Source organism: Roseomonas sp. OT10, from assembly GCF_020991085.1.
Classification (GTDB): domain Bacteria; phylum Pseudomonadota; class Alphaproteobacteria; order Acetobacterales; family Acetobacteraceae; genus Roseomonas; species Roseomonas cutis.
Genome location: NZ_CP087719.1, coordinates 103,738 through 128,977 on the forward strand (window position 1 = coordinate 103,738; position 25,240 = coordinate 128,977).

The 25,240-nt window shown below is 70.7% G+C and carries 22 protein-coding genes and 1 tRNA gene; 12 read left to right on the forward strand and 11 right to left on the reverse strand.

Features of this window, described 5'->3' with window-relative positions; all coding sequences use genetic code 11:
- Window positions 1-222 precede the first annotated feature (222 nt).
- Both LPC08_RS00585 and LPC08_RS00590 read left to right on the forward strand, forming a co-directional pair.
- Window positions 223-1,557 carry a Rieske 2Fe-2S domain-containing protein gene (locus LPC08_RS00585; protein ID WP_230450800.1) on the forward strand — a complete coding sequence of 445 codons (1,335 nt, stop codon included), beginning with the start codon at window positions 223-225 and terminating at the stop codon, window positions 1,555-1,557.
- A gap of 86 nt (window positions 1,558-1,643) precedes the next feature.
- A complete protein-coding gene (locus LPC08_RS00590) occupies window positions 1,644-2,105 on the forward strand; it encodes a MarR family winged helix-turn-helix transcriptional regulator (RefSeq protein WP_230450801.1) in 462 nt (153 codons plus the stop codon).
- Window positions 2,106-2,113: 8 nt separating this feature from the next.
- Here LPC08_RS00590 and iolG read toward each other — a convergent pair whose 3' ends face one another.
- The gene (iolG, locus tag LPC08_RS00595; RefSeq protein WP_230450802.1) at window positions 2,114-3,097 is read right to left on the reverse strand and encodes an inositol 2-dehydrogenase; all 984 of its coding nucleotides are present in this window, start codon (window positions 3,095-3,097) and stop codon (window positions 2,114-2,116) included.
- A 159-nt stretch (window positions 3,098-3,256) separates the two neighbouring features.
- Between iolG and LPC08_RS00600 the strand changes: the two genes are divergently transcribed.
- The 8 genes from LPC08_RS00600 to LPC08_RS00635 all read left to right on the forward strand — a co-directional run bounded on the left by LPC08_RS00600 (window position 3,257) and on the right by LPC08_RS00635 (window position 14,230).
- Window positions 3,257-5,197, forward strand: a complete 1,941-nt coding sequence (locus LPC08_RS00600; protein WP_230450803.1) for a bifunctional 5-dehydro-2-deoxygluconokinase/5-dehydro-2-deoxyphosphogluconate aldolase — start codon at window positions 3,257-3,259, stop codon at window positions 5,195-5,197.
- A gap of 253 nt (window positions 5,198-5,450) precedes the next feature.
- Window positions 5,451-7,271 (forward strand): 3D-(3,5/4)-trihydroxycyclohexane-1,2-dione acylhydrolase (decyclizing), encoded by a 1,821-nt coding sequence (gene iolD, locus LPC08_RS00605; protein ID WP_230450804.1) that lies wholly within the window; start codon window positions 5,451-5,453, stop codon window positions 7,269-7,271.
- A gap of 2 nt (window positions 7,272-7,273) precedes the next feature.
- Window positions 7,274-8,176 (forward strand): myo-inosose-2 dehydratase, encoded by a 903-nt coding sequence (iolE, locus tag LPC08_RS00610; protein ID WP_230450805.1) that lies wholly within the window; start codon window positions 7,274-7,276, stop codon window positions 8,174-8,176.
- Window positions 8,173-8,985, forward strand: a complete 813-nt coding sequence (iolB, locus tag LPC08_RS00615) for a 5-deoxy-glucuronate isomerase (RefSeq protein ID WP_230450806.1) — start codon at window positions 8,173-8,175, stop codon at window positions 8,983-8,985. The genes iolE and iolB overlap by 4 nt, the downstream gene beginning before the upstream one ends.
- A gap of 54 nt (window positions 8,986-9,039) precedes the next feature.
- Entirely contained in the window at window positions 9,040-10,080 is a 1,041-nt protein-coding gene (locus tag LPC08_RS00620; RefSeq protein WP_230450807.1) for an ABC transporter substrate-binding protein, read from the forward strand.
- Window positions 10,081-10,086: 6 nt separating this feature from the next.
- A complete protein-coding gene (locus LPC08_RS00625) occupies window positions 10,087-12,321 on the forward strand; it encodes an ABC transporter permease (RefSeq protein ID WP_230450808.1) in 2,235 nt (744 codons plus the stop codon).
- 2 nt (window positions 12,322-12,323) lie between these two features.
- A complete protein-coding gene (locus tag LPC08_RS00630; RefSeq protein ID WP_230450809.1) occupies window positions 12,324-13,433 on the forward strand; it encodes an ABC transporter ATP-binding protein in 1,110 nt (369 codons plus the stop codon).
- Window positions 13,430-14,230, forward strand: coding sequence for an inositol monophosphatase family protein (locus LPC08_RS00635; protein ID WP_230450810.1), 801 nt, complete (start codon window positions 13,430-13,432; stop codon window positions 14,228-14,230). Before LPC08_RS00630 ends, LPC08_RS00635 begins: the two co-directional genes overlap by 4 nt.
- A gap of 17 nt (window positions 14,231-14,247) precedes the next feature.
- Here LPC08_RS00635 and LPC08_RS00640 read toward each other — a convergent pair whose 3' ends face one another.
- From LPC08_RS00640 to LPC08_RS00675, 8 genes are all read right to left on the reverse strand, one after another.
- The gene (locus LPC08_RS00640) at window positions 14,248-14,424 is read right to left on the reverse strand and encodes a hypothetical protein (protein WP_230450811.1); all 177 of its coding nucleotides are present in this window, start codon (window positions 14,422-14,424) and stop codon (window positions 14,248-14,250) included.
- Window positions 14,425-14,472: 48 nt separating this feature from the next.
- On the reverse strand, window positions 14,473-15,366 hold the full coding sequence (msrQ, locus tag LPC08_RS00645) for a protein-methionine-sulfoxide reductase heme-binding subunit MsrQ (RefSeq protein WP_230450812.1): 894 nt from the start codon (window positions 15,364-15,366) through the stop codon (window positions 14,473-14,475).
- A gap of 34 nt (window positions 15,367-15,400) precedes the next feature.
- Window positions 15,401-16,048: a hypothetical protein gene (locus LPC08_RS00650; protein ID WP_230450813.1), complete on the reverse strand. Its 648-nt coding sequence runs from the start codon at window positions 16,046-16,048 to the stop codon at window positions 15,401-15,403.
- Window positions 16,049-16,137: 89 nt separating this feature from the next.
- Window positions 16,138-16,551, reverse strand: coding sequence for a gamma-butyrobetaine hydroxylase family protein (locus LPC08_RS00655; protein WP_230450814.1), 414 nt, complete (start codon window positions 16,549-16,551; stop codon window positions 16,138-16,140).
- A 7-nt stretch (window positions 16,552-16,558) separates the two neighbouring features.
- Window positions 16,559-16,765, reverse strand: coding sequence for a Trm112 family protein (locus tag LPC08_RS00660; RefSeq protein ID WP_230450815.1), 207 nt, complete (start codon window positions 16,763-16,765; stop codon window positions 16,559-16,561).
- A gap of 101 nt (window positions 16,766-16,866) precedes the next feature.
- A complete protein-coding gene (locus LPC08_RS00665; protein WP_230450816.1) occupies window positions 16,867-17,571 on the reverse strand; it encodes an LON peptidase substrate-binding domain-containing protein in 705 nt (234 codons plus the stop codon).
- A 14-nt stretch (window positions 17,572-17,585) separates the two neighbouring features.
- Entirely contained in the window at window positions 17,586-18,542 is a 957-nt protein-coding gene (locus LPC08_RS00670; protein WP_230450817.1) for a tetratricopeptide repeat protein, read from the reverse strand.
- Window positions 18,543-18,687: 145 nt separating this feature from the next.
- Complete coding sequence (locus tag LPC08_RS00675) at window positions 18,688-19,191, reverse strand: prolyl-tRNA synthetase associated domain-containing protein (RefSeq protein WP_230450818.1); 504 nt, start codon at window positions 19,189-19,191, stop codon at window positions 18,688-18,690.
- A 212-nt stretch (window positions 19,192-19,403) separates the two neighbouring features.
- Between LPC08_RS00675 and LPC08_RS00680 the strand changes: the two genes are divergently transcribed.
- Both LPC08_RS00680 and LPC08_RS00685 read left to right on the forward strand, forming a co-directional pair.
- Window positions 19,404-19,478, forward strand: a tRNA-Gly gene (locus LPC08_RS00680).
- Window positions 19,479-19,598: 120 nt separating this feature from the next.
- On the forward strand, window positions 19,599-20,420 hold the full coding sequence (locus LPC08_RS00685; RefSeq protein ID WP_230450819.1) for an IS5 family transposase: 822 nt from the start codon (window positions 19,599-19,601) through the stop codon (window positions 20,418-20,420).
- A 305-nt stretch (window positions 20,421-20,725) separates the two neighbouring features.
- Here LPC08_RS00685 and LPC08_RS00690 read toward each other — a convergent pair whose 3' ends face one another.
- A complete protein-coding gene (locus LPC08_RS00690) occupies window positions 20,726-22,387 on the reverse strand; it encodes a DUF262 domain-containing protein (protein WP_230450820.1) in 1,662 nt (553 codons plus the stop codon).
- Window positions 22,384-25,239 (reverse strand): site-specific DNA-methyltransferase, encoded by a 2,856-nt coding sequence (locus LPC08_RS00695; protein ID WP_230450821.1) that lies wholly within the window; start codon window positions 25,237-25,239, stop codon window positions 22,384-22,386. The genes LPC08_RS00690 and LPC08_RS00695 overlap by 4 nt, the downstream gene beginning before the upstream one ends.
- Window position 25,240 lies beyond the last annotated feature (1 nt).

Genomic DNA, 25,240 nt, shown 5'->3' on the forward strand with positions numbered 1-25,240 from the left:
TTTGATTAGAAGACTAAGTAAATACCGGCAAGGGGATTCTGGACGATTTTGGGCCTCTTTCCAAAGTTGCGAGACGTTCTCACATATCGCGCCGACGGTCCGGAGATTCGGGCTCGACAGGAGTAACCCCTTCCGCTAAAGATACTTAGAACACTAAGTAAATGGACGGCGGGCGATCAGCCCGGCCGGCCGCCTGGTCCCGAGCGAGCGAGGAAGCGACCCATGCTCACCGCCGAAGAGAACGAACTGCTCTGCCGCATCGAGGGCGATGCCCCGATGGGCCAGCTCATGCGCCGCCACTGGGTGCCCGCCCTGCTGACCGAGCAACTGGCGGAGCCGGACGGCAAGCCGGTCCGCGTCACCCTGTTCGGCGAAAGGCTCGTCGCCTTCCGCGACAGCGAGGGCCGCATCGGGCTGCTGGGCGAGTTCTGCCCGCACCGGAAGGCGTCGCTGGCCTTCGGCCGCAACGAGAATTGCGGCCTGCGCTGCCTCTACCACGGCTGGAAGTTCGACGTGGACGGCAACGTCACCGACATGCCCTCCGAGCCGAAGGAGAGCGGCTTCGCCGAGCGCGTGAAGCACAAATCCTACCCGACCCGCGAGGCAGGCGGCTTCGTCTGGGCCTATATGGGCCCGCCCGAGCTGATGCCGGAGTTCGAGGCGCCGGCCTGGGCGCCGACGCCGGACACCAGGGTCGCGGTGGTGCGCATCCAGCTTCCCTGCAACTGGGCGCAGATCATGGAGGGGCAGATCGACAGCGCCCACTCCTCCTCGCTCCACTCCTCCGACATGAAGCCGGCGCGCGGCGAGGCGCAGGCGCTGGAGACGCACTGGGTGCGCCCCTCCACCGACAAGAACCCGCGCATCCAGGTGCAGGTGACGAATTACGGCATGCGCTACGCCGCGATCCGCCGCCCGATCATGAATGCCGCGACGCACGACTACGTGCGAATCACCTGCTTCGTCGCGCCCTTCGCCGCGCTGATCCCGCCCAACGCCTCCTACAACGTGGCGAGCGTGATCGTGCCGCGCGACGACACCAGCAGCTACTTCCACTTCATCGCCTGGAACAACACGGGCGGCGGCATCGACACCGAGGCCTGGCGGAAGTTCTGCGTCGCCCAGGTGGGCGTCGACCTGGATTCCGACTTCCGCCCGGTCAAGCGGCTGGCGGAGAACGACTACCTGCAGGACCGCGAGGCGATGCGGAGCGGCTCCTTCACCGGCATCCCGGGCATCCCGAACCAGGATATCGCCATGTGGGAGTCGATGGGCCCGATCGCCGACCGCACCGCCGAGCGGCTGGGCGCGAGCGACATCGCGGTGATCCAGTTCCGCCGCATCATGCTCGATGCCCTGGCGCGCTTCCAGGAGGGGGCGGAGCCGATCGGCCTCGCCGCGCCGCACCTGGCCCAGGCCGCCCTGCGCTCCTATCAGGGCGTGGTGCCGAAGACGGAGAACTGGCGCCTGCTCGGCACCTCCAAGGAGGAGGCCGCGTACCTCTCCGGCATGGAGATGGAGGAGGACGAGCGGGAGATGGCGCAGGCCGTCGCATGAGGAGCCGGGGCGGCGCCGCCGCCGCCCCCATCCGGCCCCGCCGGGGCGAGGTTTCCCCCGGCGGCGGCGCCATCCTAGGATGGCGCATGGACATGCCGCCTTCCGCCGCCGGGCTGACGGAACCGCTGCCCTTCGACCAGAGCCTGGGCTTCCTCGTGCGCGACCTGAACCGCGCCATCCAGCGCCACCTGCAAGCCCGGCTGCAGGCGCATGGCGTGGCGCCGGGCGGGTGGTACTTCCTGCGCGTGCTGTGGGAGGAGGACGGGCTGACCCAGAGCGAGCTGGCCAGGCGCGTCGGCATGATGGAGCCCACCGCCGTCATCGCCCTGCGCGGGTTGGAGGAGGGCGGCTGGATCCATCGCGTCCGCTCCGAGACGGACAGGCGCAAGGTCCATATCCACCTCACCCCCTCCGGCCGGGCGTTGCGGGCCGAGCTGATGCCGGAGGCCCACGGGGTGAACCGGCGTGCGACGCAGAACCTCACGGCGGATGAGGTGCGGATGCTGCTGTCCCTCCTGCGCCGCGCCCGCAGCAACTTCGAGGACTGAACGGCGCCCTACGCCGCCACCCGCACCGGCTGGCCGGTCCGCGCGGATTCCGTCGCCGCATCCGCCAGCAGCAGGGCCTTCAGCCCGTCCTCGCCGGTCGGCGCCGCCGGCTTGCCGTCCAGCACCGCGGCAATGAAGGCGTCCAGCTCGGCGCGGTAGGCGGCGTCGTAGCGTTCCAGGAAGAAGGGCAGCGCCGGGTCGGTGGTGAAGCCCGACCTCCCGGCGGATTCCACCGTGGTCTGCGTCATGTTCCCCGCCCGCAGCAGGCCGAGCGACCCATGCGCCTCGATGCGCTGGTCGTAGCCATAGGTGGCGCGGCGGGAGTTGCTGATCTGGCAGAGCTTCCCGCTGGCCGTCTTCAGCGTCACGGCGGCGGAATCCACGTCGCCCGCCGCGCCGATCGCCGGGTCCACCAGGGCGGCCGCGGCCGCGTAGATCTCCACCGGCTCCTCGCCCAGGAGGAAGCGCGCCATGTCCAGGTCGTGGATCATCATGTCGCGGAACAGCCCGCCGGATTGCGCGACATAGCTGGCGGGGGGCGGCGAAGGATCGCGGCTGATGATGGTCAGCATCTCCAGCGCGCCGATCTCGCCCGCCGCCAGGCGCCGTTGCAGGGCGGCGAAGCTGGGGTCGAACCGCCGGTTGAAGCCCACCATCAGCGGCACGCCCGCCCGCTCGACCGCCGCAAGGCAGTCGCGCACCCGCCGGGCCGAGAGGTCCACCGGCTTCTCGCAGAACACCGCCTGGCCGGCCGCCGCCGCGCGCTCGATGTAGTCGGCATGGGTGGGGGTGGGCGAGCCGATCAGCACCGCCCGGGCCTGGAACGCCGCCTCCAGCGGGATCGCCCGGCTGCCGCAGGCGGCGGCCAGGGCCTCCGCCGCGGCGGTGTCGGGGTCCGAGACCCCGGAGAGGCGCGCCCGCGGGTGCAGGGCGATGTTGCGCGCATGGATGCGGCCGATCCGACCGGCCCCGATCACGGCGATGTCCAGCATGGCCGTTCCTCCCTGATGTCGCGCGAAGGCTGATTTCGCACGGATGTTCTGAAATTATTCAGAATGGAATTGACATTTTGTACGCCGCTCCCGAGAGTCGCCGCAAGGGAGGATGGCTGACCGCGACACGCGGCCGGCCACCAGGACAGCAAGGGCGCCATGGCAGAATCGCCGCAGCTCGACGGCATCACGCTCGATGTCATCACCCTGGGCCGTTGCTCGGTCGACCTCTACGGCCAGCAGATCGGCGGCCGGATGGAGGACATGGCGAGCTTCGCCAAGGCGGTCGGCGGCTCCCCCACCAACATCGCGGTCGGCAGCGCCCGGCTCGGCCTGCGCGCCGGCCTCGTCACCCGCGTCGGCGACGAGGCCTTCGGGCGCTTCATCCGCGAGCAGTTGACGCGCGAGGGGGTGGATACCTCCACCGTCGTCACCGACCCGCACCGCCTCACCGCGCTGGCCGTCGTCGGCGTGCGCGACGACCACGGCTTCCCGCTGATCTTCTATCGCCAGGACTGCGCCGACATGGCGCTCTCGGCGGCCGACATCGACGCCGGCGCCATCGCCCGCGCGGGCGCGCTGGTGGTGACGGGCACGCATTTCAGCACGCCGGGCGTCGAGGGCGCCTCCCGCGCCGCGATCGACGCCGCGCGCGCCGCCGGGCGGCGGGTGGCGCTGGACATCGACTACCGCCCCAACCTCTGGGGCCTGGCGCATGCCGGGGCGGGGGAGGACCGCTACGTCGCCTCCGCCCGCGTCACCGGGGTGCTGCGCAGCGTGCTGCCGCTCTGCGACCTGATCGTGGGCACGGAGGAGGAGTTCCGCATCGCCGGCGGCGCCGAGGATGTCCACGACGCCCTGCGCGCCGTGCGCGCCGCGAGCCCGGCCGCGCTGGTGCTGAAGCAGGGGCCGATGGGCTGCACCGTCTTCCCCGGCCCCATCCCCGACCGGCTGGAGGACGGGCTGCGCGGCCGCGGCTTCCCGATCGAGGTGTACAACGTGCTCGGTGCGGGCGACGGCTTCATGGCCGGCTTCCTGCGCGGCTGGCTGCGCGGCGAGGGGTGGGAGACCTGCTCCACCTGGGCCAATGCCTGCGGCGCCTTCGCCGTCTCCCGCCTGCTCTGCGCGCCCGAATACCCGAGCTGGGCGGAGTTGCAGCACTTCCTGACCGAAGGCAGCCCGCACCGCGCGCTGCGCAAGGACGCCACCCTCAACCACCTGCACCACGCCACCACGCGCCGCGTGCTGCCCGACAGCCTGATGGCCTTCGCCATCGACCATCGTTCCCAGCTGGAGGAGATGGCGGAGCGCGCAGGCGCCGACCCCGCGCGCCTCGCCGCCTTCAAGCGGCTGGCGGTGCAGGCGGCGCGCCAGGTCGCCGGCGGCCGCCCGGGCTACGGCATGCTGCTCGACGGCACCCATGGCCGCGAGGCGCTGTTCGAGGCGGAGGGCACGGAGCTGTGGCTCGCCCGCCCGATGGAGCGCCCCGGCTCCCGCCCGCTGCGCTTCGACGGCGCGCACGACCCGGGCATGGCCATGCTGGAATGGCCCGTCACCCAGACCGCCAAGTGCCTCTGCTTCTACCACCCCGACGACCCCGCCCCGCTGCGCGCCGAGCAGGAGGAGGCCCTGCTCGCCTATCACGAGGCCTGCCGCCGCCAGGGCCGCGAGTGCCTGGTTGAGATCATCGCCTCCCGCCACGGCCCGCTGGGGAGCGGCACCACCGCCGCCATCCTCGAACGCCTCTACGCCCTCGGCCTGCGCCCCGACTGGTGGAAGCTGGAGGCCCAGCCCGACGCCGCCGCCTGGGCCGCCATCGCCGAGGTCATCGACGCGCACGACCCCTATTGCCGCGGCATCCTCCTCCTCGGCCTCGACGCCCCCCTGCCCGAGCTGGCCCAGGCCTTCGCCCTCGCCGCCCGCTGCCCCCACCTTCGCGGCTTCGCCATCGGCCGCAGCATCTTCGCCGAGCCCGCCGAAGCCTGGCTCGCCGGCCGCACCACCGACGCCGAGGCCGTCGCCGCCATGGCCCACCGCTTCGCCACCCTCTGCGCCGCCTGGCAGGACGCCCAGGCCGCCGCGCCGGCAGTGGCGGCATGAGCGGCGTCGGCACCCGTGGCCCGTGGGAAGGGCTCCGCCCTCCCCACACCCCACCCGCCAGGAGCAGAGCCCCTGGACCCCCTTTCACAAATGCGCTGGCTGGACCGGGGGTGCCTCGACGGCGTAGCCGCGTCGAGGCACCCCCGGTCCAGCCAGCGCCACTCTTTTACGAATATGGGTCCAGGGGCTTTGCTCCTGGCGGGGGGTGCAGGGGGGCGGAGCCCGCCCTGCGAGTCACGGGAGCCACGCAGCCATGACCCGCCTCACCACCGCGCAGGCGCTCGTGCGCTACTTGGCCGCGCAGCAGGCGGGCGACGGGGCGGCGTTGTTCGCCGGGGTTTGGGCGATCTTCGGGCATGGCAACGTGGCCGGGATGGGCGAGGCACTGTGGGGCGTGCGGGAGACGCTGCCGACGCTGCGGGCGCATAGCGAGCAGGGGATGGCGCATGCGGCCGTGGCCTTCGCCAAGGCCAGCGGGCGGCGGCGGATGATGGCCTGCACCAGCTCCATCGGGCCGGGGGCGACGAACATGGTGACGGCGGCGGCGCTGGCGCATGTGAACCGCCTGCCGGTGCTGCTGCTGCCCGGCGACGTCTTCGCGGGGCGGCGACCCGATCCGGTGTTGCAGCAGGTCGAGGATTTCGGGGACGGCACCGTTTCCGCCAATGACTGCTTCCGGCCGGTGTCGCGCTACTTCGACCGCATCGCGCGGCCGGAGCAGTTGCTGACCGCCTTACCGCGCGCGATGGCGGTGCTGACCGATCCGGCGGAATGCGGGCCGGTGACGCTGGCGCTGTGCCAGGACACCCAGGCGGAGGCCTTCGACTGGCCGGAGGAATTCTTCGCGCCGCGCCGCTGGGCGCCGCGCCGGCCGCGGCCGGACCGCGCGGAGCTGGAGGAGGCGGCGCGCCTGCTGCGTGCGGCGCAGCGGCCGCTGATCGTGGCGGGCGGCGGCGTGCACTACAGCGGCGCGACGGGGGCGCTGGCGGAGTTCGCGACGGCGCACGGCATCCCGGTGGCGGAGACCCAGGCGGGGAAGGCCGCCATGCCGCACGGGCACCCGCTGAACCTGGGCGCCATCGGCGTCACCGGGACGGCGGCCGCGAACGCGCTGGCGGAACGGGCCGATCTGGTGCTGGCGGTGGGGACGCGGTTGCAGGACTTCACCACCGGCTCCTGGGCGCTGTTCCGCGATCCCGGGCGGGTGCTGGTGGGGCTGAACGTGCAGCCCTTCGATGCCGGCAAGCACTTCGCGCGGCCGCTGGTGGCGGATGCGCGAGAGGGGCTGGCGGCGCTGGACGAGGCGCTGGCGGGGCACCGCGCGCCCGAAGCCTGGGCGGTGGCGGGGCGCACGGCGCTGGCCGCCTGGGAGCGGGAGGCGGCCGCCGTGACCGCCCCCACCAACGCGCCGCTGCCTTCGGACGCGCAGGTGATCGGCGCGGTGCAGCGTGCGGCGGGGCCACGGACCGTGGTGGTGGGCGCGGCCGGCGGACTGCCGGGCGAGCTGCACAAGCTGTGGCAGGCGACGGCGCCGGGCGGCTACCACCTGGAATACGGCTTCTCCTGCATGGGCTACGAGATCGCCGGCGGGTTGGGCGTGAAGCTGGCGCGGCCGGACACCGACGTGATCGTGATGCTGGGCGACGGCAGCTACCTGATGCTGAACTCCGAGCTGGCGACGGCGGTCGCGATGGGCGCGAAGCTGACCGTCGTGCTGCTGGACAATCGCGGCTTCGGCTGCATCGGCCGCTTGCAGGGGGCCACGGGCGGCGCGCCGTTCAACAACCTGCTGCCCGAGGAGACGCCGCGCATCGACTTCCGCGCCCATGCGGAGAGCCTGGGCGCCGTGGCCGAGCATGTCGCCTCGGTGGCGGAGCTGGAGGCGGCGCTGGCCCGGGCGAAGGGATCGCCCCGCACCACGGTCCTGGTGATCGACACCGACCCGCGCGAGTCCACCGCGGCGGGCGGGCACTGGTGGGATGTGGGCGTGCCCGAGGTCTCGGACCGCGCCGAGGTGCGCGAGGCCCGCGCCCGCTACGAGGAGGCCCGCGCGGAACAGGCGCTGGGACGATGAGCATGAGCACGCCACGCATCCGCCTGGGCACCAACCCCATCGCCTGGTCGAACGACGACCTGCGCACGCTGGGCGGCGCCACCCCGCTGGAGACCTGCCTGCGCGAGGCGCGCGAGGCGGGCTTCGACGGCATCGAGCTGGGGCACAAGTTCCCCCGCACCGCGCCGGAGCTGCAAGCGGTGCTGTCGGCGCACGACCTCGCCTTGGTCTCCGGCTGGTATTCCTGCGAGCTGCTGGTCCGCGACGCCAAGGCGGAGATCGCGGCGATGCAACCGCATCTCGACCTGCTGCGCGGCTGCGGCGCGGAGGTGCTGATCATCGCCGAGACCTCCAACGCCATCCATGGCGACCAGGGCATCCCCCTCTCCCGCCGCCCGGTGCTGGCCGACGCGGACTGGGCGACGTTCGGCGCGCGGCTGACCGAGGTGGGCAAGGCCGTGGCCGATGCGGGCCTCGCGCTGGTCTACCACCACCACATGGGCACGGTGGTGCAGAGCGGGGCGGAGATCGACCGGCTGATGGACTCCACCGGCTCGGCGCTGCACCTGCTGCTGGACACGGGGCACGCGACCTTCGGCGGCGCCGATCCGGTGGCGCTGGCCCGCCGCTGGCGGGAGCGCATCCGCCACGTCCACACCAAGGACATCCGCCGCGCGGTGATGGAGGAATCCCGGGCGAAGGATTGGAGCTTCCTCGACAGCGTCGTGGCCGGCGTCTTCACCGTGCCCGGCGACGGCATGGTGGATTTTCGGGCCGTGCTGGCGGAACTCCCCGGCTATCACGGCTGGCTGGTGATCGAGGCGGAGCAGGACCCGGAGAAGGCGAACCCGCTGCGCTATGCCCGGATGGGCCACGACAATCTCGCGCGCTTCGCGGCCGGCGCCGGGATGGAGCGCGCGGCATGAGCAGCGCCCTGCTGCGCCGCGCGGGCAAGCCGGACGCCCAGGGGCGCGTGCACCACGTCACGCCGGAGAATGCGGGCTGGACGCATGTCGGCTTCGACCTCTACCGGCTGGAGGCGGGGCAGTCCGTCTCGGGCGGCGAGGCGGCGCGGGAGTTCTGCCTCGTCCCCGTCACCGGCCGCGCCGCCGTCAGCACGGGCGGCGTGCGGGTGGAGGGGGTCGGCGGCCGCGCCTCGCCCTTCGAGGGCAGGCCGGATGCCGTCTACGTCCCCGCCGGCACCGACTGGCGGGTGGAGGCGGAGACGGCGCTGGAACTGGCCGTCTGCTCCGCCCCCGGGAAGCCCGGCCTGCCGCCGCGCCGCATCGCGCCCGAGGGCATCGCGCCGGAGACGCGCGGCGAGGGCAGCAACCGCCGCGTCGTCCACAACATCCTGCCGGAGACGGAGCCCGCCGAGGGGCTGCTGGTGGTGGAGGTGCTGACGCCCGCGGGGAACTGGTCCTCCTATCCGCCGCACAAGCATGACCGCGACGCCTTCCCGGACGAGACGCTGCTGGAGGAAACCTACTACCACCGGCTCGACCCGGCGCAGGGCTTCGCGGTGCAGCGCGTCTACACGGACGAACGCGACCTGGACGAGGTGCTGGCGGTGGGCGACGGCGACGTGGTGCTGGTGCCGCGCGGCTACCATCCGGTGGGGGCGCCGCATGGCTACCGGCTCTACTACCTGAACGTCATGGCGGGGCCGCGCCGCGCCTGGCGCTTCCACAACGACCCTGCTCACGAGTGGATGCTGCGGCGCCCCGCGGAGTAGGGTGGCGAGACCGGGCAGCGCCGCGAACGGCGCGCCCCTGATGGGAGTGATGGGATGTCCAAGGGTGTGATGCGGCGCGCGGCGCTGCTGCTGGGCGGCGTTCTCGCGGTCGCCATGGCGCCGGGCGGGGCGCGGGCGCAGGGCAACAGCCTCGTGATGTATTGCGGCGTGAACGAGGCCTGGTGCCGCGCCGCCGCCACCGCCTTCCAGGCGCAGACGGGCGTGCGCGTGGACATGACGCGCCAGAGCGCGGGCGAGATCTTCGCCCGCCTGCGCGCCGAGCGGACCAACCCGCGCGGCGACGTGTGGTACGGCGGCACGGGCGACCCGCACCTCCAGGCTGCCTCCGACGATCTGACGGAGCCCTATCGCTCCGAGGCGCTGCCACAACTGCGCGACTGGGCGCAGCAGCAGGCGGCGCGGTCGCAGAACCGCACCGTCGGCATCTACATGGGCGCGCTGGGCTTCGGCTACAACGAGCGGGAGCTGAAGCGCCGCAACCTGCCCGTGCCGGCCTGCTGGGAGGACCTGCTGAAGCCCGAGTACAAGGGCGAGGTGCAGATGGCCAACCCCAACGCCTCCGGCACCACCTGGACCATGCTGGCGACGCTGGTGCAGCTGATGGGCGAGGACAAGGCCTTTGACTACCTCAAGCGCCTGAACGTCAACATCGACCAGTACACCAGCGCCGGCGCCGCCCCCGCCCAGGCGGTGATGCGCGGCGAGACGCTGATCGGCATCGCCTTCCAGCACGACCTGGTGGACGCGGCGAAGCAGAACCCGGCGGTGAAGGTGGTCTCGCCCTGCGAGGGCACGGGCTTCGAGATCGGCTCGATGAGCATCATCCGCGGCGCCCGCCATCCGGAGGAGGCGAAGCGCTTCTACGAATGGGCGCTGACCCCCGCGGCCCAGGCCATCGCGGCGCAGCACGGCTCCTACCAGCTTCCTTCCAACACCGGCACGCCGGTGCCGCCGGAGGCGCCGGACATCAGCTCCATCAAGCTGATCAACTACGACTTCGAGAAGTACGGCTCCTCGGCCGAGCGCACCCGCCTGCTCTCGCGCTGGACGCGCGAAGTGCAGAACGCGCGCTGACGCCCGGTGAGCGCCGCTCTCCTTTCTGTCCCCCGCCAGGGCAAGGCCCGCAGCATCCGCCACGCGGCGTGGTGGTGGCTGGCCGCCTGGGCCGCCTCGCTGCTGGCGCTGCCCTGGTACGGGCAGGAGGGCGGGCTCTCCTCCCTGCTGCGCGGCGCCGGCGCCGAGGCGCTGCCGGCCGCGTGGCAGGCGACGCTCGGCGGCCGCCCCTGGCTGCTGCCGCTGCTGGTCCCGCCGCTGCTGGCCGCCTGGGCCGTGGCCGGGCGCCGCCCCGGGCCGCTGGTGGCGGCGGGCATCGCCGCGCTGGCCTGGCTGGTGCTGGAGGCCTTCGGCATCCGCGCGCATGGCTGGCGGCTGGAGGGGCTGGGCTGGCTGTTCGGCGCCACCGCCGCGCAGCCGGCCCTGGGCTGGGGGGCGCTGCTCTACGCCGTGGCCGCCATGGTGCTGCTGGCCTATGGCCTCGCCTGGAAGGGCTGGTGCAAGGGCGAGGTCTTCACCATCGCCTCGATCGGGCTGGTCTGCGGCTCGATCCTCGTCTTCGTCGGCTATCCCGTGCTCTGCGTCCTCGTCTCCGCCTTCCAGGACAATGACGGCAACCTCGACCTGCCGCTCTTCGCCGGCAAGCTGACGGCGGAAGCCATCTGGGGGCTGGACTGCGTCACCGGGCCCGGGCGCTGCGGCGTCGCCTGGAACTCGCTGGCCCAGGCGATCCTGGTGGGGGTGCTGAGCACGCTGCTCGGCCTCGCCTTCGCGCTGGTGGCCACCCGCACCCGCTTCCCCTTCCCGCGCCTGCTGAAGCTGCTCTCGCTGCTGCCCGTCATCACGCCGCCCTTCGTCATCGGCCTCGCGCTGATCCTGTATTTCGGCCGCGCCGGGCTGGTGACGGTGTGGCTGCAGGAGTGGTTCGGCCTGCCGCGCTCGCGCTGGATCTACGGCATGCCGGGGCTGACCATCGCCCAGCTCCTGGCCTTCACGCCGATCTCCTTCCTCGTGCTGCAAGGCGTGCTGCAAGGCGTCAGCCCCAGCCTGGAGGAGGCGTCGCAGACCCTGCGCTCCGGCCGCTGGCGCACCTTCCGCCACGTCACCTGGCCGCTGATCCGGCCGGGTCTCGCCAATGCCTTCCTGATCGCCTTCATCGAGAGCCTGGCCGATTTCGGCAACCCGATCATGATCGGCGGCAACTTCCAGGTGCTCTCGGTCGCCATCTACTTCGCCGTGGTGGGGGCGGCGCACGACCAGGGGCAGGCGGCGGTGCTGGCCATCGTGCTGCTGATCTTCACCCTCTCCGCCTTCCTGCTGCAACGGCTCTGGCTCGGGCGGCGCTCCTACGTGACGGTGACGGGCAAGGGGGATTCCGGCCAGCCGCTGCGCCTGCCGCGGGGGTTGCGGATCGCCTGCCTCGCCGTCGTCATCCCCTGGCTGCTGCTGACGGTCGCGATCTACGGGCTGATCCTGGTCGGCGGCTTCATCACCGCGATCGGCAGCGACAACAGCTTCACGCTGCGCCACTTCCTGACCGCCTTCGCCATCGAGCGGGGGGTGGATGGCTGGTTCCTGGCCGGTTCCGCCTGGAGCTCGCTGCTGACCACGCTGCGGGTGGCGCTGCTGGCCATGCCGCTGACGGCCGCCCTGGGCATCCTCACCGCTTGGCTGCTGAACCGGCAGAGCTTCGCCGGGCGCGGCGCCTTCGAATTCCTGACGATGATGAGCTTCGCCATCCCCGGCACGGTGATCGGCATCAGCTACATCCTGGCCTTCAACGTGCCGCCGCTGGAGCTGACGGGGACGGGGCTGATCATGGTGATCGCCTTCATCTTCCGGAACATGCCGGTGGGTATCCGCGCCGGGCTCGCCAACCTCAGCCAGGTGGACCGCAGCCTGGACGAGGCGTCGCTGACCCTCGGCGCGCGCTCCGCCGCCACCCTGCGGCGCGTGCTGCTGCCGATCCTGCGGCCGGCCATCGCCACCGCCATGGTCTACAGCTTCGTGCGCGCCATCACCTCCGTCAGCGCGGTGATCTTCCTGGTCAGCGGCGAGTACAACCTCGCCACCGTCTACATCGTCGGCCGCGCCGAGTACGGCGAGTACGGCATCGCCATCGTCTACTCCGCCGTGCTGATCGCCATCATGGTCGCGGCGCTGCTGCTGATCCAGGCCCTGGTGGGCGAGCGGCGGATCGGCCGCCGCTCCGCCACCGAGGCGTTGCCGGTTCCGGGCGAGAAGGTCCCTGCGAGGGCATGAGCATGAACGAGATGACCCGTGGCCGGCCCGCGGCAGATGCCCTCTCCGCCGCCCCGCCGGCAGTGCGCTTCGAGGCGGTGGTGAAGCGCTACGGCCCGGTGTTGGCGGTGAACGCCGTCAGCTTCGACATCGCGCGCGGCACGCTGGTGACGCTGCTCGGGCCCTCGGGCTGCGGCAAGACCTCCACCTTGCGTCTCGTCGCCGGGCTGGAGCACCCGAATGGCGGGCGCATCCTGATCGACGGGCAGGACGTGACCCACCTCTCGGCGGCCGAGCGCGACGTCTCCATGGTGTTCCAGTCCTACGCGCTGTTCCCGCACATGACGGTGATGGAGAACGTCTGCTACGGGCTGCGCGCCGCCGGCACCCCGCGCGCCCGGGCGGAGGCGATGGCGGCGGAGAAGCTCGCGGCCGTCGGCCTCGCGGGCTTCGAGAAGCGCCTGCCCAGCGAGCTGTCCGGCGGGCAGCAGCAGCGCGTGGCGGTGGCGCGCGCCATCGTGCTGGAGCCCAAGGTGCTGCTGTTCGACGAGCCGCTCTCCAACCTCGACGCCAAGCTGCGCCGGCGGGTGCGGGCCGACATCCGCGCGCTCCAGCAATCCCTCGGCCTGACCGTGGTCTACGTCACCCATGACCAGGAGGAGGCGCTCGCCGTCTCCGACCGGATCATCGTCATGCGTGGGGGTGTGATCGTGCAGGACGGCGCGCCGCGCGACCTCTACGAACGGCCGAGCAGCCGCTTCATCGCCGACTTCATCGGCAACGCCAACCTCCTCCCCGTGACGCTGCGGCGGGAGGACGAGACGGTGGCGCAGGTCCGGCTCGGTCCCCTCCTCCTGCGCCTGCCGCATCGCGGGCTGGCGGACGGGCCGGCGGAGCTGGCGGTGCGGCCGCAATGCCTGCGCCTGACCCCGGGCGCCGCCACGGCGGACGCCGTCCCGGGCACCGTCCGCAAGGCCGCGTATCTCGGCGACCACATGGAATACGAGGTGGTGCTGGAAGGCGTGCCGGACGACGTGCTGGTGATCGACCCCGACGTGCTTTCCGCCCTGCCGGAGGGCAGCGCGGTGGGCGTGCGGATCGACGCCGACGGCGCGGTGGTGGTGCCGGCATGAGCGGCGACCCGATCGCCGACCGCCTGGCCTTCGCCATCGGCCTCGCCGTGGAATGCGGCGCGCTCGCGCAGCGCATGCGCCACGGGCTGGGCAAGCCGGACGCCAAGAACCCGATCGACTTCTGTACCGAGGCCGACCGCGCCGTGGAGGCGCTGATCCGCACCCGCGTGGCCGACGCCTTCGGCGATGCGGTGATCGGCGAGGAGGAGGGGGGCGAGGCGGCCGACAGCGTCTGGGTGGTGGACCCGATCGACGGCACCGCCGGCTACATCCACGGCACGCCGCGCTGGTGCGTCTCGCTCTCCTACGTGCGCGACGGACGCACGCAGGTCGGCGTGATCTTCGCCCCCGACAGCGACCGGCTCTTCGCCGCACGACGCGGCGGCGGGGCGGTGCTGAACGGGCGGCCCATCGCCGTCAGCCACCTGCGGCACGGCGCCGCGCCGGTGATCGAGCTGGGCTGGTCCGGCCGCCGCGGCCTGGACGAATTCTGCGCCCTGCTGCACCGGCTGACCGAGGCGGGGATCGAGTTTCGCCGCCACGGCTCCGGTGCACTGGGCCTGGCCGAGGCCGCCGCCGGGCTGAGCGACGGCTATGTCGAGCTGCACATGAACGCCTGGGACTGCCTCGCCGGCCTGCTGCTGGTCGAGGAGGCAGGCGGGCAGGTCAACGACGTGCTGGCCGGGAACGGGCTGACCGAGGGCAACCTCGTTCTGGCCGCGACGCCGGAGGTCGCGCCTCGCCTCGCCGCGATGCTGGGCACCACGCTCGTCGGGGCGGATTCCGCCCTGGCCTGACCGGACCGCCGCGGCGGTCAGCGCATCCCGCCCTCCGCACCGACCCGCCCGCCTTCGCGGATCACCGTGCCACGGCCCTCGCCCGCCAGGACGAGGCGCTGGCGATAGGCGTCGTGGCCGGTTTCCACCACCCGCCGTGCGCGTGGCTCGGCGGCGAGCAGGGAGCGCCCGGCCATGGGGGCGACCGGCGCCACGCCCGAGAGGGCAATCCGCGTACAGGTCTCACAGTACCGGCCCGCAGATCAGCTCGCCGGCACCAGCCGGCGCAGCGGCACCAGCGCTGCCGCCCCCAGCCCGGCGATCCCCACCCACAGCGCCGGGCGCAGGCCGAAGGACACGTCCAGATTCGCCTGCAGCACCAACAGCGGCGGGATCGGCGTGGCCAGCGCGTACCACGCGTACTCGATCCCGGCGGTGCCGAGCGCCGCGGCGGCCGCCAGCCCCAGCAGCGCCGGCAGGCTGGCCTGCCACGTGGCCGGCAGCAGCCGCCACAGGATTAGCCAGAGGAACAGGCCGGCCATCAGCACCGCCTGGGTGACGTCGATCTTCGATTGCAGGAAGAAGTGCACCAGGGCCAGTCCCGCGGCGGCGAAGACCAGCCGGTGCAGCCGCTTCCAGTCCCGGCCCAGCCGGCGCAGCCACCCGTCGGTGGAGGTCCAGCCCAGGGTGCAGAGGATGATCACCGCCACCAAGCCGAGCGTCAGGTAGTTCCGCCGCAGCATCTCGGACAACACGTGCCACAGCCGGAACTGCTGGTCGGCGGCATAGAGCGCGACGTGCAGCAGGGCATAGGCCAGCGCCGCCAGCCCTAGCATGCGGCGCAGGAGCACGACGCGCGGCCAGTCCGCCAGCCGGCGCAGCGGCGTGACGACCAGGGAGATGGCGAGGAAGCGGATGGCCCAGAGGCCGGCGACGTGGATCGCCTCCGTATAGGGTTCCGGCCCCAGATCCATGGCCATCCAGCGCCCGGCCAGGATGCCGGCGGGCACCAGCGTGCCCAGGAAGGCCAGCGCCTTGAACCAGGAGAAGCGGCCACCGCGGTCGCGCCAGGGCAGCGGCCAGGCGGCGAGGCGCGGCGCTGCCCGCGGGCCGCTGCGGCGCTCCCGGCGCGGACGGGGAAGGGCGGTGTCGGACATCAGGCGGCGGTCGCGGGGCGGGATGGGCGTGGCGTCACATGGGCGGCGCCACGCCGTCCTTGCCCACGGTGACGCGGCCGGTGGCAAGCTGGCCCGCGGCATTGCGGGTGGCGGAGAGGAAGACCGGCGCGCCCGGTACCAGGTCCGCGCGGCTGGCGGGGATCAGGGTGACGACCGGCGCCTCGGGCGGCACGCGGACCTGCACGCTCTGGCCCTTGTAGTTCAGCGTCAGCTCGCGCCCGGCGCGGCCCTCCACCGTGGCGCCGACGGTGGCGTTGGTCATGGTGGAGCCGGGGGCGAGATCCCAGGGGAAGTGCCCCTCTCCGGTGCCGCGCATCGCCTCGGGAAAGACCAGCACCTCCAGCGCCTGCAACTGCCCGTCGGGGCCCGGCGCCGCCGCCGTGCCGATGTAGCTGTTCGGCGCGATGTCGGAGAGGGCGAGGCGGCGCAGGGCGGACACCGTCAGGGGATCGTTCAGTGCGACCTCCACCGAGGGGCCTTCCCGCGTCACGACCGTCATCCGGTCGCCGGCGATGGCGGCGATGGTGCCGCGCAGGCGGGTGGGGGGCTGGGCCGCGCCAGTGGGCTGGCCGAGGGCCGGAGCCGCGAGGCCGAGGCCCAGGGGGGCGAGCGCGAGGCCGGCGCGGAGAAGCCGCCGGCGAGGGAGATGATGCTGCGTCATGGCAGGCCTCATGATCCGGACAGGCAGGGCGGGCCCGTCCGGATACGGGTCTCCGCCCCCCGGGGAGCACGGGCTCTCCGTCGGGTCGGCTAGGCTATGTGCGTGCGATCCGGCGATCCGGAAGGGGGCGCCCCCGGCCGCCGGGGCGGATCGCGTGACAGCCCCCGTGCCCCCAGCTCCGCTTCATAGGCGGCCCAGCGGGCCGGGTATTCCTCGCCCAGCCGCCGCAGCTCCTCCCAGCTGTAGATCCCCGTGTCGTGCAGGTCGTCGAAGACCAGGCGCAGGGCGTAGCGCCCCACGGGCTCCAGCTTCAGGATGCCGACATGGCGTCGCCCGGACACCAGCTTCCGCTGACCGGGACCGTGCCCCTGGACCTCGGCGGAGGGGCTCTCCACCCGCAGGTACTCGGCCGGCAGCCGATGCCGGGCGCCATCGGCCCAGGCGACCTCCAGCAGCCGCTCTGCCCGCAGCAGGCGGATCTCCACCGGGGCGGTGACCGGCACGGCCGGCTCAGCCCTCCAGCTTGCGCGCCTCGTCCGGCAGCATGATCGGGATGCCGTCGCGGATCGGATAGGCGAGTCCCGCCTGCTCGCTGACCAGCTCGCCCCGCGCGCGATCGTAGCGCAGAGGACCCTTGGTCACGGGGCAGACCAGGATCTCCAGCAGCCGGGGGTCCACAGCGCCCGCCTCGTCGGGCCGCGTCGCGCTCTCGCTCATCGATCGTCCATTCCTGTTCCGGGCCCCGGGGCCGATCCACCGCTGCCACGCGGAGAGCGGGTCCTGGGGCCGATCCTTATCCCGCGATCCGGCGGCCGGGCCTAGCTCGGCAGGCCGGGGCCGCCCGGGGCATCCGGGCCGGCCAGGGCATCCATCTGCAGGAGCGTCACCAGCACCCTGGCCCGCTCCTCCTCGGTCGCTGCCTCGAGCAGCGCCTGCTTCTCGCGCGGATCGAAGGGACAGACCATGGCCAGGGTGGTGACCAGCATGCTGTCCGCCATCTGTTCCAGCGCCTCCCAGTTCGCCTCGATCCGCCGCGCGCGAAAATAGGGCCGCAGGGCGCCAAGCACGGCAGCGCGGTCGAGCGGCGGGGGTGACCGGTCGACGGCGAGGTCTTCCTCCCAGCCCGCATAGTCGGCTCGCACCTGCCGGTAGCCGCCCCGCAATGGCAGTTCCTCCGCGACGCGGAAGCGGGCCACCCCGGTCAGGGTGATCAGCAGCCGCCCATCCTCCGTCTCCGCGAAGGAGGATATCCGGCCGAGGCAGCCCACCCGGTAGAGCGCGGGTTGGACGCGTCGCGTCCCTGTCCCCCTCTGGTCCCCCGTCTGGACCTCCGCCTGGGCGGGGTCGGGCTGGATCATGCCGAACATCCGCCCCTGGCCGAGGCTGTCCTGCACCAGGGCCAGGTAGCGCGGTTCGAAGATGTTCAGCGGCAGCCGCCCCTGCGGCAGCAGCAGCGCACCCGTCAGCGGGAAGACCGCGATCTCCGCCGGCAGGCTTTCGAGCCGGGGGTGGAAGGCGGCCACGGGCGCGCTCGCCGCTAGCTGAACAGCAGCGAGGAGAGCTTGCGCCGCGCCGCGACGGAGGCCGGGTCGGCAAAGCCCCAGGCCTCGAGGAACTTCAGCAGCTGCTTGCGGGCCGCTTGCTCGTTCCAGTCGCGGTCGCGCCTGACCGACTCCAGCAGCGCGTCGGCCGCGGCCGCGCGGTCCTCGGCCGCGTTCAGCGCCACGGCCAGTTCGATGCGGGCGGCGTGGTCGTCCGGATCGGCGGCGAGGCGGCTCTCGAACTCGGCCAGCTTGGAGCGGGCGGCACGGCCCTGCTCGGCCAGCTCCAGCGCGCTCCGGACCGAGGCGATCTCGGCGTGCTGGGCGATCTTGGCCGGGATCTGGTCGATTACCGCCTTCGCCTGGTCCTCATGGCCCAACGCCATCAGGGCGCGAGCGACGCCGGCCAGCGCCTCGGCATTCTCGGGCTCAGCCTGGGCGAGGGCGCCGAACAGCTCCAGCGCGCCCTGGTGGTCACCCTCCTCCACGGCGGCCTTGGCCTCGGCCAGCAGGTCCTGGGCCGGCATCTGGCCGCCGGCGGCCTTCAACAGCGCCTCGATGAAGCGCTTCACCTCGCTCTCGGGCAGGGCGCCCTGGAACAGGTCGGCGATCTGGCCTTGCCAGAAGGCGACGACCGTCGGCACCGACTGCAGCGGCAGGCCCATCTGGGCGAGCTGGCGGACCAGCGCCTGGTTCTTGTCGATGTCGATCTTGACCAGCCGCACCCGGCCCCCGGCGGCCTTGACCGCCTTCTCCAGCGCAGGGGTGAGCTGCTTGCAGGGGCCGCACCACGTCGCCCAGAAGTCGACCAGGACAGGGACTTGGCGGGAGGCCTCCACCACGTCCTGCATGAAGGTCTTCTGGTCGCCGTCGCGGATGACGTCGGCATCGCCCCCGGCCATGGGGCCGCCGAGAGGGCCTACGGGGCGGTTCGGGTCCAGGATGGTGTCCATGATCGTGCAGTTCCGGCAATCCTTTGTGCATAGATGCGCCTGAGGGGGCGCGGCGCAATGGCCTGCCGCTGGCGGTCTGCCTTGCGCGTGCCCGGGGCGGCGCGGAGGCGGGGCGCGGGGGCTGCCGGCTTCGGCTGTGGTGGCCTCACCCGGGTTCGTCGAGATCCAGGCGAAGCGGCGCATGCCCCAGGCCACGGAGGAAGGACAGCAGGTCCTCCGGCGCCAGGGCCGTGGTCGCGGTGTTGACCAGGGGGTGGATGTTCACCTGGCCGCCGCGCAGCAGCATGGAGTCGATGGCGCAGGCGACGCTGCCCGGCGGGGCGTTCACCAGGGCGAGCGGGGTGACGGCCCCTGGCCGCACGCCGAGGGTGGCCCAGAGATCCTCGGCGCTGCCCATGGAGACCCGGCCGGCGTCCAGGCGGCGGGCAAGGGCGTTGATGGAGACCGTGCGATCTTCCTCCAGCACCACCAGCCATGCCGTGCCGGACTTCGCCCGCAGAAAGAGGTTCTTGACGTGGAAGCCAGGCAAATCCCCACGCAGAACCTTGCTTTCCGCGACCGTATGCAGGGGCGGGTGGTGGACGGTGCGGGCCGCGATGCCGGCGCGGGCGAGGCGCTGCAGCAGGCCTTCGGGGGTTTCAAGCGTCATGCCCACAAGGAAACACGATCAAGGTCCTGCGCGACGGGGCGGAGCCATGCGGGTAGCGGGGGGCAGGTCCCTTGTCCGGCCTTGGCCGCCCTGGGCCTGGTCCCGGAAAGGAAGAAATCCGCGTGAGCGAAAGAGCCACCGCTGAAGAAACCCCGCCGGAGTGACTTGCCAGACCCGGAAGTGCGTGCGATACGCCCCGCCACCAACGGAGCGCGGGCGTAGCTCAGGGGTAGAGCACAACCTTGCCAAGGTTGGGGTCGAGGGTTCGAATCCCTTCGCCCGCTCCAGTCGGACTTCCAACCTCAGAGCCTGATCCGAAATTAAGTTGAGTGGTATCAGCGGGTTAGCTTGACGCCAGCCCAGGTCATTGATTCAGGGGTTTTTGCGAAAACTTCCGGAGATCAACGATGTGGACCGATACCACTCGGGCGCAGTATGCCCGTGCGGAACTGGCTTTGCCAAGCGATTTGACCGATGCCGAATGGGCACTGCTGGAGCCGTTCTTTCCGCCAGCATCGCATGTGGGCCGCCCGCGCAAGTGGCCACTCAGGCGGATTGTCGAGGCGATCCTGTATCTGCTGCGTGGCGGCCTGCCGTGGCGGATGCTGCCGCCCTGCTTTCCGCCGGTCTCGACGGTGCGGCGCTGGTTCTACCTGTGGCGGGACAATAGGCTGTGGTTGTCATTGAACCATGCTCTGTTGCTGATCGCCCGTGAGGGGACGGGTCGCGAAGCCTCGCCCAGCGCCGGGGTAATCGACAGCCAAAGCGTCAAAACCACGGAAAGCGGCGGACCTCGGGGCTATGATGCGGGCAAGAAGACCAAGGGCCGCAAGCGCCACATCCTGACCGACACCGACGGCAATCTCGTCCATGCGGTAGTCCACACCGCCGACATCCAGGACCGTGACGGTGCGCCGCTGGTGCTGGCCGAGATCATCAAGCGCTTCCCGTGGCTGCGCCATGTCTTCGCCGATGGTGGATATGCTGGCGACAAGCTCAGGGACGCCCTCCGGCGGATCGGCAAATGGACCGTCGAGATCGTCAAACGGTCAGATGCCGCAAGAGGGTTTGTCGTCCTCCCGCGCCGTTGGGTTGTCGAACGCACACTGGCTTGGCTCAATCGGAACCGCCGCCTCGCCAAGGACTTCGAGCAGACCATCGCATCGGCTACCGCATGGCTCTTCATCGCCTCGATCCAGCTCTTCGCACGCCGCATCGCAAGGCCATGAAATCACGCCGGATAATTATGAATCAGACTCTCACATGTCTTCTGCGCCGTTGGCGCCGTGAACCGCAGGTTTCCTGGGGTTTCTCCGTGTCGGCTTGAGGGTTGGAGAACGCAACGATCCCGGAAATCGTTCTCCGGATGCGCGAGAGTCTCCGAAGCTCGGGGGTGGGGCGATTTAACCCTCAAGCTCCAAAACTCTGATTTTCCACAGATTTCCCGGCCAGAGCCTTGAGGGTTTTTTGCATCGGCATTGGCTCTCGGAAGCAACTGGCGTGCGAATTGCCCGGCGTCCCCGGCCCCCAAACCTCACAAGTCCCAAGCCTGAGCGATCTTCGAAATCAATGCATCCTGACGCTTTTGCAATACGTCGAGCGTCCACACAGGCTCAGCAAGCACCTGATTGGTGAGGGCGAAGTTGCTCGTTCCGCCTTTCGCGCTGAAATACTTCGCCTTCTTCACTGCAAAATCCGCGTTGTTCGCCTGCGCGTTCTTTCGCCGGGTCAGCAGAAGCAGGTTGGCCAACTTGTGGACCCAGGCCTCGCGCTGCGCGGGATCGGGGAAGTCCGCCGCCCACTGCCCGCCCGCCTGCACCGTTTGCGGCAGCACATGCTCCACGCTGATGGTCGCGTGATCGTAGATGGCGCCCCCTGCCGCCAGCATCGAATCGAGGCGTAGCAGCAGCGGGAGGCGGATACGGGTCTCGGTGTAGATGTCGCCCGCCAGCGCCTGGCGCACCCCTGCCTTATCGGCGGATGTCAATTGCAGGGGTGAATTCGCCGCGAGCAGGTCCGCGCCCTGCTGAAACGCCTCGAGCGCCGCTCCATACCGTCGCAGCCGCGCATTGGTATCCGCGCGCGTCAGGAACAGCCCATACGCGAAGCGCTCCAGCGCGTTCACGAAGCGCAGCAGATGGGCCGGGTCACCGCCGTGCCGCGCGAAGACCTGGATGGCGAGCGGCTGCCAGTCGAAATTGTCGATCCGCGCGAGGTGGCGGAGTGCCGCGTTGATAGCGTCCGCGTGCTGAAAGGTCTCGAAACTCGCGTCGCTGATGGCGTGGAAGGCCTCGCCGTAGGGGATGAGTTCCTGGTCCACGAAGAGTGCGGGCTGCTTTGCGGTGGGTACGTGTTTTCGGAACTCAGCGATCAGCGTCTCGCTCATCTTCTGCTTGCGGTGGATGGTTCGGATGTGGCCGAACAGTTCGGCGAAGCGCACCCGGCCGAGCTCCGCTTCCAGCTCCTCCCACTTCTCGGTGTAGTCATCCTGCTGCGCCTGCGGGATAGCGCCGATGATTTCGGCCTTCAGGATGTCGGCGGGCGAAAGGTCGAGCCCCCGCGAATTCATCACCGAGAAGATGCGGAACGCCGATTCCTGATCAGACGCTGCCACCAGCACGAGGTAACAGTGCTGGACCAAGTAGCTGGCCAGCGCGCTGCGGTCGGCCTCCGGCATGGCCGAGAGCCTGTCTCGGAACAGAGCAGCGTTCTCCACCATCCGGGCGCGCGAATCTTCCAGACTGCGCGGATCGGGCAACGCATCGGTCGCCGTGCGGCGCTGGATCATATCCCGGAAGAAGGCCGCATCACGCTCCCGCAGCGTCAGTCGGAAGCGGTCCTGGGTGCGCTTCATCTTGTTGCCCACTTCGCAGACGAAGCCATGCGCGTCGTCGGCGATGCCGGGCGAGAGATCGCGCAGCACGCAGAGCAGGATGGTCAGTGTGGTCAGGCGCTGCTGCCCGTCCACAACATCCGCCTCGGGCTTCTGTGGAGCCTTGATCAACACCACGCTGCCCAGGAAGTAAGGGTCGTCCGGGTCGCGCCCGCGGGCGGCCTCGATGTCGCTCAGCAACTCGCCGGCCTGCTCCGTGGTCCAGGCATAGGGGCGCTGGTAGGAGGGGATGCGGAACAGGTAGTCATCGCAGAAGATCTTCTCCAGCGGGTGCTGCGCCGCCTCGATGGTGTGGCGCGTCACAGTCGGAACACCCGCATGGCTTCGTCCCCATAGTGGTTGATCACCTTCACCGCGATCCGGCCCGACTTCGGCTTCACAAAGGGACGGCTTTCCGTGCGGTAGAGGCTGGCCCAGGCGTCCTCGTCCACTTCGGCCTTCAGCGCGGTCTTGAGCTTCTCGAAAGGGTCCTTGCCGCCCAGGAAGTAGGCGTGGCGGACGAAGAAGCTGTCGCCGTCGTAGTCCGTGTCCACGAACCAGCAGGCCACGTCATCCTCGACACGGCCGGAGGAGCGGACCTCGCCCGTGGTGGGGTCGAAGATGTCCACCCCCTTCAGGCGCACGACGCATGCACCATCGGCCTGGTCGAGCGCGATGTCCGGCTCGCCGAACACCACGAACAGGTTGCCGCCGCCGGCCTTGTAGGCCTCCGCCGCGCGCAGCTCCTGGCTCATGCGCGCCTTCAGCACCACCAGGCGCCCGAGGTTCATGGTGCTGTCGCCCACCTGCGGGTCGAAGGCGAAGCCGCAGACGACCATGGCATCCGCCCAGTCGCGGCATTCGCGCGCGGCCTCGCGCACCAGGTCCGGGCCGACGGTGCCGTATTCGGGGCCGATGACGATGGCGGCGCGTTTCTTCACGCCCGCTTCCTCGTATTCGCCCTCGGCCGAGACGCGGCTGCCGCCGGGCCAGGGGCGCAGCGTGGCGAAGGTCAGGCGCTCATCCTTCTTCGTGTTCTGCACGCCGGCCTTCTGGAGATTGTCCAGCACGGCGGTCACGAAGTCATCGCCAGCGTCCGGCCGGGTGCGGAGCGGGCGGCGTTCGGGCACGGGCTCGCCCGCTTCCTGCGCGAGCGCCTCCATCACGGCCTGGTCTTCCTCATCCGCTGGCAGGACGCGGTGGGGCGAGAGGCTCTCCACCGTGAAGGGACCCGTGACGCGGACGGCGTTCTTCTTCGCGTAGGGTCGGTCGTGCAGGAACTCGGTCTCGGCATTGCGAGCGATGGAGGCGTCCATCTCCGCCTGCCGGGCGCGGCGGGCGGCCCAGAAGGCCGCATGCGCCTCCTGCACCGCCGGTTTCGCGTCTTCGGGCAGGCTGCGGGGGACCTGCCATTCGGCGTGCTGCGTCCCGAGGGCGGTGTTGAGGGCGGCAAGCGCGGCCTCGATCTTCGGCGCCCAGTTGGCGTGGATGACGTCGATCTCGGCGTTGTTGGCGATGGATTTCAGGGTGACGTGCGGCACGCGCTCCAGCACCAGGCCCTGGCGGATGTCGTGGCGGAAGGGGCCTTCCTCGGGTGGGCGCCCAGTGATCTCGCCCTCCTTCGCTGCGCCCTCACGACTGTCGCGCAGCAGGTAGGCGGGGAAGCGCCCGGCCATGAGGCGCGTGCGTGCCAGCGCCAGGGCGACGCGGGAGGTGTCGGTGGTGATCCAGCGGCGGCCCCATTGCTCGGCGACGAAGGCGGTGGTGCCGGAACCGCAGGTCGGATCGAAGACGAGGTCACCAGGATCGGTGGTCATGAGCATGCAGCGCTCAATTGCCGTAGTGGACGTCTGGACCACGTACACCTTCGGATCGCTTCGGCTTTGGATGCCGCCGATATCCCGCCAGAGATCGTTGATCTCGACTGCGGCAAAATCATCCAGCTTCCTCACGTAGCGCAGTATGTTCCGCGCAGGCTCAAGCCTGCCAGCGGCCTGGAGACGGCCCATCCCAGCTTCGTTGGTTTTCCAACGGGATTGCATCGTCGGAAGAAAACTTCGGCCGTCATGTTTTACTTCAAACCAGGACGCTGCGCCTTCTCCTTTTTCGCGGCCGGCGCTTTGGCTGGTGAGGTTGTCGTCGGTGTACAACTTCCAGCCATCTGGGAGCGCCGTCGCACCCGAGACTTCGCCCTCTGCGGCAGGTCTCCGCGCTCCATCGAGATGGATCAACTTGCGATATTTGGTCGCACCCTCTTCGCCGGCTGTTTTCAGATTGTACATGGCGCGAAATTTCGCTTGCTGACGGTTCTTTCCAAACCACAGCAGGTAGTCGAGCGTGCCGCCGAGAAAATCAGAGGTCGCACCGGTGGTCTTTTGATAAGCGATCTGTCCGATGAAGTTGGCTGGCCCGAAAACTTCGTCGAGAAGGCTACGCACAACATGGACATTCTCGTCGCCGATCTGAACGAAGATACTGCCGCTTTCGGCCAATAGCTCCCGCGCTACAGCCAGTCGATCTCGGAGATATGCCAGATAGCTGTGGATGCCATCCTTCCAGGTGTCCCGGAAGGCCTTGATCTGCTCTGGCTCGCGCGACAGCCCTTCGGCCTTGCCCTCCTTCACATCGCGCGTGCGCGTGCTCGGCTGCCAGTTGCTGCTGAATTTGATTCCATAGGGTGGATCGAGAAAAATCATCTGCACCTGGCCGCGAAGACCTTCCTTCTCCGCCAGGCTGTTCATCACCAGCAGGGAGTCGCCCAGGATCATCCGGTTCGACCAGTTCTCGGCGTGCTGGTAGAACTCGAGCCGCGCCGCCTCATCCGTGATGCGGTCGAAGCTGCCGAACAGATCGGCCTGCGGTGCCGCTTCCTTCGCCGACACGCGTTGCAGATCGCGGATCAGCGCCTCCGGATACAGCTTCTCCTGGATGTAGACGGGCACCGTCTCGACGCGCAGCGGTGCGCTGTCTTGCGCATCCTTCCCGCGCCAGACCAGTTGCGGATCCAGGTCCGGGTTGCGCGGATAGAGCTTGGGTTCCGCCCGCGCCTCCTCCTCCGCCATCAGCGCCGCGGTCTCCGCGGTCGGGATGTTCTTGCGCGCGATATCGGCGGGGTGGACGAGCGTCTCCACCTCAGTGGCGAGTGCGTCGGGTTTGAGCTTCTTCGGGCGGGCCATG